A 15,494-nucleotide genomic window follows, 5' to 3' on the forward strand; every position below is an offset into this window, starting at 1 on the left:
GGCACCGGCACCCGCCGACGCGGCGACCGGCAGGTGGGCGGCGGCCTGGGCGACCGGCGTCCAGCAGCCGTCCCCCGACGTCTGGTATCCCACCTGGGCGGAGAAGGGCTTCGCCGACCACTCCGTTCGGCAGGCGGTCCGGGTCACCGCCGGCGGCTCGGCGGTCCGGATCCGGCTCTCCAACGCCTACGGCACCACCCCGCTCCGGCTCACCGGCGCCAGCGTGGGCAAGGCCGGCGCGGGCGCCGCCGTACAGGCGGGCACCCTCCGCCCGCTGACCTTCGCACACGCCGCCTCCGTCGCCGTCCCCACCGGCGGGCAGGCCGCCAGCGATCCCGTCCGGCTCGCGGTCGAGCCGGGAGAGCGGCTGACCGTGACGCTGTACTTCCAGGCCGCCACAGGACCGGCCACGTACCACAACCTGGCCATGGCCACCTCCTACCGGGCCTCCGGCGACCACACCCGCGACCTCGGCGCGGCCGCCTTCGGCGAGACCAACAGCTCCTGGTTCTACCTGTCCGGAGTGGACGTGTACGGCGGCGAGGCCGCGGTGGCGACCTTCGGCGACTCCATCACCGACGGATACGCCGCCACCCAGGACGCCGACGACCGCTACCCGGACGCGCTGGCCCGCAGGCTGAAGGGCAGGCGGCCGGTGCTCAACCTCGGCATCGCCGGCAACCGCCTGCTCAACGACTCGGCGTGCCTGGGCGAGCGCGGGCTGACGCGCTTCCGCTGGGACGTTCTGGGCCGGCCTCGCGTCAAGACCGTGATCGTGCTGGAAGGCATCAACGACATCCTCCTGGGCATGCAGGACCCCACCCCCTGCACCACCCCCGCGGCCAAGGTCAGCGCCGCCGACCTGATCGACGGCTACCGGCGGCTCATCCGCACCGCCCACGCGCGAGGAGTCCGGATCATCGGCGGCACCCTCCTGCCGGCCGGTCTCCCCGGCGAGGCCGAGGCCGTCCGCGACGCGGTCAACGCGTGGATCCGGACCGGCGGCGAATTCGACGCGGTCGCCGACTTCGAACGCGCGGTCGCCGACCCCGCCGACCCCGATCGGATCCGGCCGGCCTTCGACAGCGGAGACCACCTCCACCCGAACCCCGCCGGCTACCGGGCCATGGCCGAGGCCGTCGACCTGCACACCCTGTGAGGGCTGGGTGATCAGCGCTGGTGATCATGCGCCTTGGCGTAGTCGTCCCGCGCCTTTTCGCACGCCTCGACCTCCGCCGCCGGTCGGCAGTCGATGTATACGGCTGTCACCGGCCGGCACATGTCGCTGCCCGAGCCGATGCTGTGCGCGTGCCGGCATCTCTGGTACTGGATGTCGCCTTCGATGCAGAAGCGACGAGCGATCTTCGCGCCGTTGACGCTCCGCGTCTGGCAGGCGCGGTAGACCGGGGCGGCATCGGCGCAGATTTTCCCGCCGCCCCGATAGATGCAGGCGGCATACCTCGCGGATCTGTCGCACCGGAGCGTCGACCTGCCCAGGAACCGGCAGTACCGGTAGGCGTCCCCGACAGGCTCCGCGCCCTCGGCGCACGTGTTCGGCGACGGCCCGATCACGTCGGCACGGCGGCAGTCGGCCAGGAAAGCCTGCTGGTCGAGGTGGAGGGCGTCGCTGTCGCGGCACCGGCGGCCGGCGAAGCCGGACGCGGCGCAGCGCTCGTACTTCGCCTCTTCCTTCTCGCATCTCTTCTCGTCGGGGGCGTCCTCGCAGGACTCCACCAGCTCCGGGTCCTCGGTCTCCCGGGCGCTCGCGGCCACGGGCGCCGCCGTGGTCCGGGATTCGCGTTCCGGGCTCACGTCGTCCGTGCCGTGACTGAGATATACGCAAGCCGCGGCCACGGCTATTACCGCGAGGACGCCGTATAAGCGGGCCCGCCTGCGACGGCTTTCGATTGTCATCGTCATGCTTTTTTCTCGATAGCCCGCTCGATTCCATTGCAGATCATGCCATAAACGTTGCAGTGAGACCGAGCCCTTGGTTTCGGGCGGCCGAAAACAGGGACTGGTAAACGGAAATAGCCTAGGGCCGATCCCGAACATAAGGTGGACGCCTGCCATTCCGCGCGCGAAAGGGTGACGATGATCGAGACATTGTTCGATGAGGACTATTTCCGTGACCCGCATCCCGTATTCGCGCGGCTCCGCGAAGGGCGCCCCGTCTATCGCACCGCGACCCCGCAGGGCGTACGGGTCTGGGTGGTGAGCCGGTACGAGGACGTCAAGGCGGCCTGCACCGACCCGCGTCTCAGCAAGGACTTCACGAACAACCCGGACATGATCAAATCGAACGAGCTGGAGGGCGGCGACAGCAGCGGCTACGAGGCCGTGGTGCCCCACAACATGCTCTTCGTCGACCCGCCCGACCACGCGCGCCTGCGGCGGCTGGTGGGCAAGGTGTTCACGGCGGGCCGCGTCCAGGCGTTGCGGCCCCGTGTCGAGCAGATCAGCGCGAGCCTCCTCGACAAGGTGGGCCCGGAGTTCGACCTGCTGCACGACTACGCCGTGCCCCTGCCCGCCATGGTGATCGGGGAGCTGCTCGGCATCCCCGAGAGCGACTGGCCGCAGCTCATCAAGTGGTCCAACACCACCATCGAGGGCGCCGTACTGGATCCGCAGGTGGTGGTGCGGGCCGCCACCGAGTTCATCACCTACCTCGGCGAGCTCTGCGAGGCCAGGCGGGCCGCGCCGGCCGATGACCTGTTCAGCGCGATGGTGCAGGCCCAGGACGAGGAGGGCGCGCTGAGCGGGCGGGAGCTCGTCGACACCGCGTTCCTGCTCACGGTCGCCGGACACGAGACGACCGTGCACCTGATCTGCAACGGGGCGCTCGCGCTCCTGCGCCACCCCGACCAGCTCGCCAAGCTCCGCGCGGACCCCGGGCTGCTGCCGGCGGCGGTCGAGGAGTTCCTCCGTTACGACGGGCCGGTCAGCACGTCCACCCTCAGGTTCACCAAGGAGCCGGTCACCATCGGCGGCACGGAGATCCCGGCGGGGCAGCTCGTGCTGGTGTCCTTCCTGTCGGCCAACCGGGACGCGGCGCAGTTCGCCGACGCCGATCGCCTCGACGTCACCCGTGCTCCGGGCCAGCACGTCGCGTTCGGGCACGGCATCCACTACTGCCTCGGCGCCCCGCTGGCCAGGACCGAAGGCGTGGTGGCCTTCCGCCACCTGCTGGAGCGTTTCCCCGGCCTGCGGCTCGCCGTCCCCGAGGAGCGGCTGGCCTGGCGTCCGGGGCTGCTCATGCACGGTCTGGCCGGCCTGCCCGTACGGAGCTCATGAGGCGCGGTGAAGCATGCCGCATTCGACGCTTGTGTCCGGGTCGTGAATCATGGAGGGCCGAGTGGCTGAAGGGTGCTGTGCATGCGTTACCGTCTGCTGGGCCGGACCGGGCTCAGGGTCTCCGAGCTGTTCCTGGGCGCGATGACCTACCGCGAGGTGTCGCCGGAGGCGCGGCGCATCCTCGACCTGTACGCCGAGTCCGGCGGCAACGTCGTCGACACGGCCTCCATGTACGGCGAGAGCGAGAACGTCGTCGGCGAGCTGCTCCAAGGACGCCGTGACCGTTTCGTCCTGGCCACCAAGTACACCGGCACCCGCGACCGCACCGATCCCAACGCCGCCGGCAACCACCGCAAGAACCTCGTGATGTCGCTGGAGCAGAGCCTGCGCCGGCTGCGGACCGACTATGTCGACCTCTTCTGGGTGCACGTCTGGGACCGGCACACCCCGATCGAGGAGACGATGCGCGCGCTGGACGACGCCGTCCGCGCCGGGAAGATCCTTTACGCCGGCATCTCGGACGCCCCGGCCTGGCTGGCCAGCCGGGCCAACACGCTGGCGGAGTGGCGCGGGTGGACGCCGTTCGCGGGGTTGCAGGTGCCGTACAGCCTGCTGCGGCGGGACGCGGAGCGGGAGCTGCTGCCGATGGCGCAGGCGTACGGGATGAGCGTGACGGCGTGGGGGACCCTCGAACGCGGCGTGCTGTCGGGCCGGTACAACGAGCCCGGCGCGCCGGCCTCCCGCGTGTCGCCCGACACCCTGAGCGAGCGGGACCGGACCGCGGCGCGCGCGGTCGTCGAGGTGGCCGGCGAGCTGGGTGTCACGGCCTCGCAGGTGGCGCTGGCCTGGGTGCTCGGGCGTGGGGTGCATCCGATCGTCGGGGCGAGCAGCGTGGTGCAGCTCAAGGACAACCTGGGGGCCTCGGGGCTCGTGCTGCCGGAGGAGGCGGTGCGGCGGCTGGAGTCGGCGGTGGAGTTCGAGCTCGGCTTCCCGCGTGACTTCGTCGAGGAGGTGGATCGGAGCCCGGCCATCTACGGCGATGCCGTCCACCTGCTGGACGGCCGCTGACCGCCAGGCCCTCATGGCTCAGGGCGTCGGCGTGACGGTGGGGAGCAGGGTGCGGGCCAGGCGGTAGGCCTCGGTGAGGTCGTCGCCGCGGTAGTCCAGAGCGGCGAGGTCGGCGAGGTGGTGGTCGGCGTTGACGGCGACGGTGTGCGGCAGGTCGCGGAACAGCGGCGCGTCCGACATCGAGTCGCCGTAGGCCAGGCACTGGTCGCGGCCGAGCCCGAGCCGGGCGCGGGTGCTGTCGGCGATGCGGACCTTGTCGGCGGGCGTCAGGACGCCGCCGGGGTCCAGGGGCGCGGTGAAGGGCAGGGGCGGGAAACTGGAGGCGGCGACCTCGTCGAAGCCCAGCTCCAGCAGGTGGCGGGCGAAGAAGTCCGGGGCCATGGTGATGACCAGGGAGTGTTCGCCGCGGGCCCGGATGTCGGCGCAGACCTCGGCGATGCCGCCGAGCCAGGGGGCGGCGGCGTAGGCGGCGGCCACGACCTGGGGGGTGAGGTCGGCCCAGAGGCCGGGGAGGGCGGCGGAGAAGCCCCGGGTGTCGAGCTCGCCGGCGGCGAAGCGGGCCTCCATCTCGAGGAGCCGCGGCGTGGTGCCGGTGTGGCGGGCGATCTCGAGGCTGGCGGTGGATCCGGCCAGGAGGGTGCCGTCCATGTCGAAGATATGCAGGATGCCCATGGTCGTCCGATTATGTCAGGGCACTCCGCTCGGAGATCAGACGGTGTTCAGCTTGCGGAGGGCTCGGGAGATGCCGTCGAGCGCGGCGTCGAGGTAGCCGGGTCGCAGGTCGTGCGTGATCCTCAGGTGGTGCTCGACGCCGAAGTGCGCGCCGGCGCCGTCCCCGGCATAACCTCTCACTTGAAAGGTTGCCTGGTAAGTTGCCAGCCAGACTTTCTTGCCAAATCGAGTGCGTCAAGAGAGGGAAATGTAGATTACGCCGCACTTGTCCTGTCAGACGTACTCGAAACCTGTCAGGCAACCTGACTTCGTGCCGCCGCGTCGTGCGGACGTGGGTCAGCCGTCGGTGGCGGCGGCCCCCAGGATCTCGTCGCGGGAGGTCAGGAGGTGCCGGCGCCACACCTCGGCCGCCTCGGCGGCATTGCCCTCCCGGATGTGCCTGATGACCGTGCGCGACTCCTCGACATGGCCGTCGCGGGCACTGGCCTCGGCCGGCGCGCGGCGCCGCAGCTCCTGCCACAGGGGCCCCGCGACATGCCGCAACGCCTCTTCGAGGGCCTGTTCGAGCAGGGGGTTGCGGGCGGCGCGGGCGATGGCCCGGTGCACGGGCAGGTCGCTCGCGTAGGCGCCGGTCTCGGCGTACTCGGTCTCCAGCTTGGCCAGCGTGGTCTCGAGCAGCTCCAGGTCCTCCGGGTAGCGCTTCTCCGCGGCCAGCGCGGCCAGGGCGGGCTCGATCGCGAGCCTGGCCTCGAACACCTGCGGCGGCAGCACCTCCACGCCCCAAGTCGCCACGGTGGCCGCGGTGCCGGTGACCACCGTGCCCCTGCCCTTGTGGGACTTGGCCAGCCCGGCGAGCTCCAGGGCGGCGAGCGCCTCCCTGATGGTGGGCCTGCTCACCGCGAAGCTCTGCGCCAGCTCGCGCTCGGAAGGCAACTTGTCGCCGGGTTTGAGCTGCTCGTCGCGGATCGCGGCGACGAGCTGGTCGGCGACTTGGACGGCCGCGCTCCTCTTGACCACCGGAGTCACCGAGAACCCCGCGCTGCCACTTGTCACTACTCGATGCTCCTCTTTTGTGACCATTGCGCGCTCGTTGGCATCATATCAAGCGGCCAGGCAACCTGACGTGCTGACCAGCGACCACCGTCATACGGAGCTCAGCACGGCGTCTCACCAAGGTCAACCACCGTGGCCGTGGTCGGCATCATGCCCAAGGGCGCTTGGGACGGGCATGACCGGCCCGATCGCGGCTGGCGCAGGGTTTGCGTCCGCACTGCCATGACGTTGCCTGCCACGGGTAGCAATAAGCCGAGGCCTGCGAGGGCGCGCACGGGTGACGAGGTTTGTGGAAGCTATGGGGGCGATGGCGCGGTCACGTGCGGGGAATCTGCCACTGGAGCTCACGAGCTTCGTCGGTCGCAGGAACGAGATCGCCGAAGGCAAGCGTTTGCTCACCTCCGGCCGGTTCCTGACGCTCACCGGAGTCGGCGGGGTGGGCAAGACGCGGCTGGCGCGGCGGATCGCCGCCGAGATGTCACGCGAGTTCGGCGACGGGGTCTGGCTGGTCGACCTGGCCCCGCTGGTGGCGGGTGCGCTGCTCACCGAGACGGTCGCCGACGCCGTCGGATGCCCCCGGCAGGATCCGGCCTCCCTCGCCGAGTACCTGCACGACAAACGGCTGCTGCTGGTGCTGGACAACTGCGAGCACCTGCTGCCCCAGGTCGCGGCGCTGGCCGGCGACCTGCTGGCGATGGCCCCCGAGCTGCGCGTCCTGGCCACCAGCCGGCAGGCGCTGCACGTCCCGGGGGAGCTGGTCCTCGACGTCCCGCCGCTGAACGTGCCGGGGACGTCCGAGATGTCGATGGACGGCGCCCTGGAGAACGAGGCGGTGCGCCTGTTCGAGGACCGGGCCGCCTCGGCCGTGCACGAGTTCAGGGTCACCGAAGCCAACAGCGCGGCGGTGGCGCGGCTGTGCCGGCGGCTGGACGGCATCCCCCTGGCCATCGAGCTCGCGGCGGTGAGGGTGCTGGTCCTGTCCGTGGAGCAGATCCTGGAGCGCCTCGACGACCGGTTCCGGCTGCTGACGACCGGGCCCACCACCGCGCCGCCGCGCCAGAAGACGCTCCGCGCGCTGGTGGACTGGAGCTATGACCTGTGCTCCGAGGAGGAGCGGACGCTGTGGGAGCGGCTGTCGGTCTTCTCCGGCGGCTGCGGCCTGGACGCGATCGAGCACGTGTGCTCGGAGGGCGGGATCGCCCCGGAAAGCCTCATGGACCTGCTGACCCAGCTGGTGGACAAGTCGATCGTGCAGCGCCGCGGGCAGACCTCCGACGTGCGCTTCGAGATGCTCGACACGCTGCGCCAGTACGGATGGAAGCTGCTCGTCGCCTCCGGCCAGGACCAGGCCCTGCGGCTGCGCCACCGCGACTGGTGCCGCCGGCTGGCGGCGCGGGCGGAGGCCGAGTGGTTCGGCGAGCACCAGATGGACTGGCTCGGACGCCTCATCCAGGAGCAGGGGAACGTGCGCTCCGCGCTGGAGTTCTGCCTGGGTGCGCCGGGCGAGGCGTGGGCCGCGCTCGAGATCGCCGCCGCGATGTGGAGCCACCGGCTCTCGTGGAGCTCCCCGAGCGAGGGCCACCACTGGCTGGAACGGGCGCTGGCGCAGGAGTCCGGCGCCAGCGCCGGGCGGGCCAAGGCCCTGTGGGTCGACGCGTGGCTCGTCCTGCTGCGGGGCGACGCGCAGGCCGCCAAGCCGCTGCTGGAGGAGTGCCAGGCGCTGGCGGAGCGGCTCGGGGACGAGGCCCAGCTCGCCGGCGCGCTGCACATCACCGGGTTCGCCGCGTTGCTGGCCGGCGACTTCTCCCGGGCCATGAAGCTCCTCGACGAGGCGCTGACCCGCCGCCGTTCCCTCGGTCACCGGGGGCACGCCTGGGTGGCCCTCTTCCAGCTGGCCATGACCGCCGTCCTCATGGACGACCCGCGGTCCACGGCGCTCTGCGAGGAGGTGCTGGAGACGGCCGAGCGCGCGAACGCCGAATGGTCGATCTCGTACGCGCTGTGGGTCGCGGCCCTCGACCGGCGGCGCCAGGGTGCGCTCCGGGAGGCCGTGACCATGATGCGGGACGCCGTGCGGCTCAAGGTGCGCTGCAACGACCACCTCGGCCTGGCCCAGTGCCTGGAGGGGCTGGGCTGGATCCTGGCCGACGACGAGCGGTACGAGCAGGCCGCCCAGATGCTGGGCGCCGCCCACATGGTGTGGCAGTCGATCGGGACGTCGCTGCCCGGGCTCGGGCACCTGGTCGGCGCCCACGACCGGTGCGAGTCCGGCCTCCGGCGGCATCTCACGGAGCGGAACTTCAAGGCGGCCTTCGACCGCGGCGCGGAGCTCACCCTCGAGCAGGCCGCCGCGTACGCGCTGGACGAGAAGCCCGCACGGCGCGCGGAGAGCGCCCAGCCCGAGTCCGACGCCACGTCCCTCCTGACCCGCAGGGAGCGGGAGATCGCCGGCCTGGTCGCGAAGGGCCTGAGCAACAAGCAGATCGCCGAGACGCTGGTCATCGCCCAGCGCACCGCGGAGTGCCACGTCGAGAACGTCCTGCGCAAGCTGAACTTCTCGTCCAGGTCGCAGATCGTCAAGGCGTGGGAATCGCGCCGCCCCGATGGCGAGTGACCCGCGCCCCCGGCCGGGATCGGCGGCGGACCCGGATCCGCTCGTCCGGATCCGGGGGCTGCGCAAGAGCTTCGGCGGCATCCACGCGCTGTGCGGAGTGGATCTCGACCTCCGCCGCGGCGACGTGCTCGCCCTGCTCGGCGCCAACGGCGCGGGCAAGTCGACGCTGATCAAGATCCTGGCCGGCGTCCACCACGCCGACGGGGGAGAGGTCGTCGTGGCCGGCCACCCGCTGGGCAGCCAGGCCGCCTCCGCCGGCATGGCGTTCATCCATCAGGACCTCGGCCTCGTGGAGTGGATGACCGTCGCGGAGAACATCGCCCTCGGCAGGGGATACGCCCGGCGCGGCGGCCTCATCTCCTGGCGCGCGGTACGCCGCCGCTGCGTGGACGCCCTCCGGATCGTCGCCTCCCGCCTCGACCCGGACGAGCCGATCGCCCACCTGACGCGGGCGGAGCGCTCGCTGGTCGCCATCGCCCGCGCGCTGGCCACGCACGCGCGGATCATCGTGCTGGACGAGCCGACCGCCTCCCTGTCCACCGCCGAGTGCGAGCGCCTCTTCGACGTCCTGCGCACGCTCCGCGACCGGGGTCACGGGATCCTGTACGTCAGCCACCGGCTGGACGAGGTCTACCGGATCGCCGACCGGGTCGCCGTCCTGCGCGACGGACACCTCGTCAGCCAGGGACCGCTCGCCGGTCGCGACCCGGCCGATCTGGTGCGCGAGATCGTGGGGCGCGAGGAAAGGGCCCAGCGGCGCCGGGTCCGCAGACCGGGAGAGGTCCTGCTGAGCCTGGACGGCGTGCGTGCCGGTCGGGCCGGCCCGGTGGGGTTCGACCTGCGGTCCGGCGAGGCGCTCGGCCTGGTCGGGCTCACGGGAGCCGGGCACGCGGACCTCGGCCGCGCGCTGGCCGGCGCCTACCCCATGGCGGCGGGCCGCGTGCTGCTCGGCGGCGGCCCGTACCGGCCGGCCTCGGTCGCGGCGGCCGTCGGCGCCGGGGTCGGCTTCGTGTCCGGCGACCGGCAGGAGGAAGGGGCCGCCGCCGACCTGAGCGTGCGGGAGAACCTGCTGGCCAACCCCGGCGCGCGCGGCCGATCGCCGCTGAGCCCGCTGAGCCCGCGCCGCGAGCGCGCCGAGACGGCGACGATCGTCGAGCGCCTGCGCGTCCGCCCGGCCGACCCGGAGACGCCGTTCGCCGCCCTGTCCGGCGGGAACCAGCAGAAGGTGCTGATCGGCCGCTGGCTCGGGGCCCGCCGCCGGCTCCTGATCCTGGAGGAGCCCACGGCCGGCGTCGACGTCGGCGCCAAACCCGAGATCCTCCGGCTGCTCGACGAGGCCCTGGCGGCCGGGGCCGCCGCGCTCCTGGTCTCCGCCGACTTCGAGGAGGTCGCGAACCTGTGCGACCGGGCGCTCGTGTTCGCGCGCGGGACGGTGACGGCCGAGCTGAGCGGCGACGCCCTCACCGTCGCCGCCCTCACCCGGGCGGCCACGGCCACCCCAGGGACGGGCCGTTGCTGACGGACGACCGCACGCCCCGGAGACGGCCCTCCGCCGGCAGGCTGATCGGCGGTTACGGGCTGCTCGCGCTGGCCGTCATCCTGTTCGCCGCGTTCGCGCTCGTCCTGCCGGACACGTTCCCCACCATGGCCAACCTGACCGCGATCGTCTCCGCCTACTCGATCATCGCGGTCCTGGCGCTGGGCTCGACGATCCCCATCATCACCGGGAACTTCGACCTGTCCCTCGGCTACGGCCTGGGCCTGTGGCACGTCATGACGCTGCTGCTGATCGTGAACGCCGGCTGGCCGTGGCCCGCGGCCTGCCTGGCCGTGCTCGCCGGCGCGCCGGCGGTCGGCGCGGTCAACGGCCTGCTGGTGGAGTTCGCGCGCATCGACTCGTTCATCGCGACCCTCGGCACCGGCAGCATCCTGTACGCCGTCACGGGCTGGGTGACCCATGGCGCCCGGATCTTCCCCGGCCCGCAGGGCCTGCCCGAGGGCCTGACCGGCCTGTACGACTCGACGCTCCTCGGCCTGCCGGCGCCCGCGTTCTACGTGCTCGTCCTGGCCGCCGCGCTGTGGCTCGCGCTGGAGCGGCTCCCCGTGGGCCGCTACCTCTACGTCATCGGCTCGAACCCGCGGGCGGCGGAGCTGGTCGGGATCCCGGTCCGCCGGTACGTCGTCCTCGCCTTCGCCGGATCCGGCCTGGTGACCGGCTTCGCGGGCGTGCTCCTCGCGGCCCAGCAGCAGATCGGCAACCCGAGCGTCGGGCTGGACTACCTGCTGCCGGCGTTCGTGGCCGCGCTGCTCGGCTCCACCACGATCAAGCCCGGGCGGGCCAACCCCTGGGGCACGGTCGTGGCCATCGCGGTCCTGGCCATCGGGCTGTCGGGCATCAGCCAGCTCGGGGCGGACTTCTGGGTCACCCCGCTGTTCAACGGCGCCACCCTGCTCGTCGCCGTCGGGCTGGCCGGCTACTCCGCGCGGCGCCGGGCGCACACCGGCCGGGTGCGGAGCCTTCCATGAACCTCGCCCGCCTCGTGGCCCTCGTCCTGGTCGCCGGCGGCTGCTCGCTCGGCACCCCGCCACCCGCCCTCGGAGGGGGGTGCCACGACGTGGTGCACACCGCCAGGCGGGCGGTCGCCCGCGCCGAGGCGACGGACGTGCCCTGGGGCGGTCCCACGAGCGGGCCGCGCGCCGTCCCCGGCAAGAGCATCGTCTTCGTGGCCTCGACCATGACCAACCCCGGCGTGGCCGGCACCGCCGACGCCGTACGGGCGGCCGCCCGGTCCGTACGGTGGGGCTTCCGCGTGATCGACGGCCAGGGCACCCCCGCCGGGATCCGGGTGGCCCTGGGCGAGGCGGTCGCGCTCCGGCCGTCGGGCATCGTCATCGGCGGGTTCGACCCGGAGTCGGTGGCGCAGCAGGTCAAGCAGGCCAACGCCGCCGGGATCCAGCTCGTGGGATGGCACGCGACCAAGTCGCCGGGCCCCAGCGCGAACCCCCGCCTCTTCACCAACGTCACCAGCCGGGTGGAGGACGTCGCGCGGATCAGCGCGTACTGGATCATCGCCCGGTCGAACGGCCGGGCGGGCGTGGTGATCTTCACCGACTCCTCGGTCCCGTTCGCCGAGAACAAGTCCCGGCTCATCAAGCAGACCCTGGCGACCTGCTCCGGCGTCCGGCTCCTGTCGTACGAGAACATCCCGCTCCCCGACGCGGGCGCCCGCACGCCGCAGGAGGTCTCGTCCCTGCTGCCCCGCTTCAGGGACCTGTGGACGTACTCGGTCGCCATCAACGACGTCTACTTCGCCGACGCCGCTCCCGCGCTGCGCGCCGCCGGCAAGCCCGGGGAGGGGCCTCCCTACTCCATCGGCGCCGGGGACGGGGACCCGTCGGCGTTCCAGCGGATCCGCGCCCGGCAGTTCCAGCACGCGACCGTCCCGGAGCCGCTGAACGCGCAGGGCAGCCAGATCGTCGACGAGCTCAACCGCGCGTTCGCCGGGCACCCGCCGAGCGGGTACGTGACGCCGGTGCACCTGACCACCACGGCGAACGTCGACGATGCCACGTCCTGGGACCCGCGCGGCTACCGCGACGCCTACCTGCGGATCTGGCGCGGGTAAGCCCTACCAGCCCCGGCCGCGCAGGAAGGCGGCGCAGCGGCCGGTCCAGTCGCCCACGACGGGATCGGCCTCGGCCAGCCCCAGCCCGTGCCGGCCGCTGGGATAGACGTGCACCTCCAGGGGGATCCGGTGGCGGGCGAGCGCCCGGGCCACCTGGAAGGTGTTCTCGACGGGGACCGCCTCGTCGTCGGCCGTGTGCCACAGGAACATGGGCGGCGTGGCCGGGCCGACGCGGTCGCCGAGCGACAGCTCCGAGCGTACGGACCCGGGCGCGTCCGGGCCGAGCAGGTTGGCGGCCGAGCCCTGGTGGGCGGCCGGTCCGGTGAGCGCGGCGACGGGATAGCAGAGCACGGCGAGCCCGGGGCGGGGATCGGCCCGGTCGACGGCGTCGTGCGGGCCCTCGGGCAGCATGGAGCCCGCCTCGGTGGCGAGCAGCCCGGCCAGGTGGCCGCCCGCCGAGAAGCCGAGCACCCCCACGCGGGCCGGGTCCACGCCGGTCGAGGCGGCGTGGTGCCGCACCCAGCGCACCGCCCTGGCGGCGTCGAGCAGGGGCAGCGGGTGGCGATGCGGCGCGATCCGGTAGCGCACGACGAACGCCGCGATGCCCAGCGAGTTGAGCCAGCGCGCGACCGGCGCGCCCTCGTGGTCGGCGAGGTGGTGGTAGGCGCCGCCCGGGAGGACCACGACGGCCGGGCTCGGGCCGTCGTTCCGTACGGGGAAGGCGGTGATGGTCGCCTCGCCGGTCGTGGGCCACAGGGGGTGCTCGCTCATGCCGTGCCTTTCTGGGTTGTCCGAGACGGATGTTAGCGAGGGCCCGATGTGAGCGGTTCGGTTAGGTTGGTCGGGTGTGTGATCGGGACCACCCGTTGAGCAAGGATGCCGCGCGGCCGCTGGGCGGGCTGCGGATCGTCGAGCTCTCCAGCTACGTGGCCACGCCGCTGTGCGGGATGACGCTGGCGCAGCTGGGCGCCGACGTGATCAGGGTCGAGCCGATCGGCGGGGCTCCCGACCGTACGCGCTGGCCGCTGGCCGAGAGCGGGACGAGCCTGTACTGGTCGGGCCTCAACAAGGGCAAGCGCGCCGTCGAGGTGGACCTGTCCGCCGAGGACGGGCGCCGGCTCGTCGCCGACCTGGTCGTCGGCGGGGGACGGCGCGGCGGGATCGTGATCAGCAACGCCGACCGGCACCCGGAGCTGACCTTCGAGGCGCTGCGGGCCCGCCGCCCCGACGTGATCCACGTGCTGCTCACCGGCCGCCGCGACGGCGGGACCGCGGTGGACTACACGGTCCAGGCGGCGACCGGGTTCCCGCTGCTGACCGGTCCGGAGGACGCCGGGCAGCCGGTGAACGGCGTGGTGCCCGCCTGGGACCTGGCCGCCGGCCTCTACCTGGCGGTCGGGCTGCTGGCCGCGGAGCGGCACCGCGTACTCACGGGGGAGGGGCAGCAGGTGCGGGTGGCGCTGGAGGACGTCGCCCTGGCGACCGCCGGAAGCCTCGGCTACCTCGCCGAGGCGCAGCTGAACGGCACCTCGCGCGAGCGGATCGGCAACCACGTCTACGGCACCTTCGGCCGGGACTTCGCCACCGCCGACGGCGGGCGGCTGATGGTCGTGGCGCTCACCGAACGGCACTGGCGCGACCTCCTCGCCGCCACCGGCCTCACCGGCGTGGTCTCCGCGCTGGCCGCCGCCCTCGGGGTGGACTTCGGCGCGGAGTCCGAGCGCTACCGGCACCGCAGGGTGCTCGGCGACCTGATCGCGAGCTGGTTCGAGACCAGTACGCTCGCCGAGGCGTGCGAGGCGCTGCGGGCCACCCGCGTGCTGTGGTCGACGTACCGGAGTTTTACGGAGCTGGCCGCGACGCTGCCCGGGAACCCGCTGATGGGGAAGGTCGCCCAGCCCGGGGTCGGCGAGCACTGGGCGCCGGGCTCGCCGCTGGTGATGGCCGGCGAGCAGGCGCCTCCTGAGGCGTCGCCGGAGGTCGGCGGGCACACCGAGGAGGTGCTGCGGGCCGAGCTCGGCCTGTCCGCCGCGGAGCTGGCGGAGCTGCGGAAGAACGGCGTCATCCGGACGACGCGGGGAAGGTCCACGTGAGCTGGGAGCCGCACACCCTCACCACCCGGGAGACGGTGGACCCCGGCCCGGTCGCCGCGCTGTCGGCGCTGTTCGACGACGGCACGCCCGCGGTCGGCCCGGGAGACGCGCTGCCGCCGCTGTGGCACTGGCTCGCCCTGGCCCGCTGGCCCGTCTCGTCCGTGCTCGGCGCGGACGGCCATCCGGCGCGCGGGTCGTTCCTGCCCCCGGTGGAGCTGCCGCGGCGGATGTTCGCGGGCGGCGAGGTCGCCTTCCACGCCCCGCTCGCGGTGGGGAGCACGGTACGCCGCGAGGCGCGTGTCGAGTCGGTCACCGAGAAGCCGGGGCGCTCGGGCCGGCTGGTCGTCGTGGTCGTCACCATCCGGCTGTACGACGAGCACGACCGGCTCGCCGTCGAGGAACGGCAGGACCTCATCTACCGGGAGGCCGGGGCCGTCCCGGAAGAAGCCGCTCCGGCCGGGCCCGCGGCGGCCCTGGCGCCCGCCGGCGCGCCTTTCGCCCGGGCGGGGGAGGGGGCCTGGCGGTTCGCCACGGACCCGACGCTGCTGATGCGGTTCAGCGCGGCGACGTCCAACCCTCACCGGATCCACTACGACTGGCCGTACGCCACCCGCGTCGAGGGCTATCCCGGCCTGGTGGTGCACGGGCCCCTGATGACGCTCGCCCTGGCGGAGGTCCTGCGCCTGGAGGGGTACGGCGCTCCCGTGGCGCGGATGCGGCACCGGAACCGCAGGCCCCTGTTCTGCGGCCGGCCGGCGCTGCTGCGGCGGATCGACGCGGCCACGCTGGGCGTGTTCGGCCAGGACGAGGAGCCCCACAGCACCTTGGCGATCGAGTTCGGGGAAGGCGCCGGCCGTGCGTGAGATGACCGGGCCCGGCCGCGCGGGTGCCGTCGTGGAGGCGCTGCGGGGCGTCGTCGGCAGGGCCGCCGCCCACGTCGCCTCCGCGGACCGGGACCAGGCCGTGGCCTACGACGTGGCGTCGATGTCGGCGGCGGTCGCGGCGGCCGGGGCACTCCTCGACCACGTCGCGGACCCCGACGCGGGCTCCGACGCGGGCTCCGTCGCGGGCTCC

Annotated in this window: 15 protein-coding genes; 10 read left to right on the forward strand and 5 right to left on the reverse strand. The window is 73.1% G+C overall.

The window, feature by feature from the left end:
• Nucleotides 1-1,159 (forward strand): SGNH/GDSL hydrolase family protein (locus ACWDX9_RS48545; protein WP_449967696.1); only part of this gene is annotated, 1,159 nt, incomplete at its 5' end.
• Between the two features lie 11 nt (nt 1,160-1,170).
• Here the strand turns inward: ACWDX9_RS48545 and ACWDX9_RS48550 are convergent.
• Nucleotides 1,171-1,920, reverse strand: coding sequence for a hypothetical protein (locus tag ACWDX9_RS48550; RefSeq protein WP_449967698.1), 750 nt, complete (start codon nt 1,918-1,920; stop codon nt 1,171-1,173).
• A 174-nt stretch (nt 1,921-2,094) separates the two neighbouring features.
• Between ACWDX9_RS48550 and ACWDX9_RS48555 the strand changes: the two genes are divergently transcribed.
• Both ACWDX9_RS48555 and ACWDX9_RS48560 read left to right on the forward strand, forming a co-directional pair.
• Entirely contained in the window at nt 2,095-3,294 is a 1,200-nt protein-coding gene (locus ACWDX9_RS48555) for a cytochrome P450 family protein (RefSeq protein WP_449967701.1), read from the forward strand.
• A gap of 81 nt (nt 3,295-3,375) precedes the next feature.
• Nucleotides 3,376-4,362: an aldo/keto reductase gene (locus ACWDX9_RS48560; RefSeq protein WP_449967704.1), complete on the forward strand. Its 987-nt coding sequence runs from the start codon at nt 3,376-3,378 to the stop codon at nt 4,360-4,362.
• Nucleotides 4,363-4,380: 18 nt separating this feature from the next.
• Here the strand turns inward: ACWDX9_RS48560 and ACWDX9_RS48565 are convergent, their stop codons facing one another.
• The 3 genes from ACWDX9_RS48565 to ACWDX9_RS48575 form a co-directional block, all read right to left on the reverse strand.
• On the reverse strand, nt 4,381-5,034 hold the full coding sequence (locus tag ACWDX9_RS48565) for an HAD family hydrolase (RefSeq protein WP_449967706.1): 654 nt from the start codon (nt 5,032-5,034) through the stop codon (nt 4,381-4,383).
• A 36-nt stretch (nt 5,035-5,070) separates the two neighbouring features.
• Nucleotides 5,071-5,214, reverse strand: coding sequence for a hypothetical protein (locus tag ACWDX9_RS48570; protein WP_449967709.1), 144 nt, complete (start codon nt 5,212-5,214; stop codon nt 5,071-5,073).
• 156 nt (nt 5,215-5,370) lie between these two features.
• On the reverse strand, nt 5,371-6,087 hold the full coding sequence (locus ACWDX9_RS48575; protein WP_449967711.1) for a FadR/GntR family transcriptional regulator: 717 nt from the start codon (nt 6,085-6,087) through the stop codon (nt 5,371-5,373).
• 307 nt (nt 6,088-6,394) lie between these two features.
• Between ACWDX9_RS48575 and ACWDX9_RS48580 the strand changes: the two genes are divergently transcribed.
• The 4 genes from ACWDX9_RS48580 to ACWDX9_RS48595 are packed head-to-tail and all read left to right on the forward strand — an operon-like array spanning nt 6,395 to nt 12,327.
• A complete protein-coding gene (locus ACWDX9_RS48580; protein WP_449967714.1) occupies nt 6,395-8,701 on the forward strand; it encodes a LuxR C-terminal-related transcriptional regulator in 2,307 nt (768 codons plus the stop codon).
• A complete protein-coding gene (locus ACWDX9_RS48585) occupies nt 8,691-10,220 on the forward strand; it encodes a sugar ABC transporter ATP-binding protein (RefSeq protein ID WP_449967716.1) in 1,530 nt (509 codons plus the stop codon). The genes ACWDX9_RS48580 and ACWDX9_RS48585 overlap by 11 nt, the downstream gene beginning before the upstream one ends.
• Nucleotides 10,214-11,227 carry an ABC transporter permease gene (locus tag ACWDX9_RS48590; RefSeq protein WP_449967718.1) on the forward strand — a complete coding sequence of 338 codons (1,014 nt, stop codon included), beginning with the start codon at nt 10,214-10,216 and terminating at the stop codon, nt 11,225-11,227. Before ACWDX9_RS48585 ends, ACWDX9_RS48590 begins: the two co-directional genes overlap by 7 nt.
• Nucleotides 11,224-12,327, forward strand: a complete 1,104-nt coding sequence (locus ACWDX9_RS48595; protein WP_449967721.1) for a substrate-binding domain-containing protein — start codon at nt 11,224-11,226, stop codon at nt 12,325-12,327. The genes ACWDX9_RS48590 and ACWDX9_RS48595 overlap by 4 nt, the downstream gene beginning before the upstream one ends.
• 3 nt (nt 12,328-12,330) lie before the next feature.
• Here ACWDX9_RS48595 and ACWDX9_RS48600 read toward each other — a convergent pair whose 3' ends face one another.
• Complete coding sequence (locus tag ACWDX9_RS48600) at nt 12,331-13,098, reverse strand: alpha/beta hydrolase (RefSeq protein WP_449967723.1); 768 nt, start codon at nt 13,096-13,098, stop codon at nt 12,331-12,333.
• Nucleotides 13,099-13,193: 95 nt separating this feature from the next.
• Here ACWDX9_RS48600 and ACWDX9_RS48605 point away from each other — a divergent pair, with 95 nt between their 5' ends.
• The 3 genes from ACWDX9_RS48605 to ACWDX9_RS48615 form a co-directional block, all read left to right on the forward strand.
• The gene (locus ACWDX9_RS48605) at nt 13,194-14,420 is read left to right on the forward strand and encodes a CoA transferase (RefSeq protein WP_449967726.1); all 1,227 of its coding nucleotides are present in this window, start codon (nt 13,194-13,196) and stop codon (nt 14,418-14,420) included.
• On the forward strand, nt 14,417-15,283 hold the full coding sequence (locus ACWDX9_RS48610) for an FAS1-like dehydratase domain-containing protein (RefSeq protein ID WP_449967729.1): 867 nt from the start codon (nt 14,417-14,419) through the stop codon (nt 15,281-15,283). The genes ACWDX9_RS48605 and ACWDX9_RS48610 overlap by 4 nt, the downstream gene beginning before the upstream one ends.
• The coding region (locus tag ACWDX9_RS48615) for a hypothetical protein (protein WP_449967731.1) at nt 15,276-15,494 on the forward strand (219 nt) is incomplete at its 3' end. The genes ACWDX9_RS48610 and ACWDX9_RS48615, both read left to right, overlap by 8 nt.

The organism is Nonomuraea sp. NPDC003201, assembly GCF_053590415.1.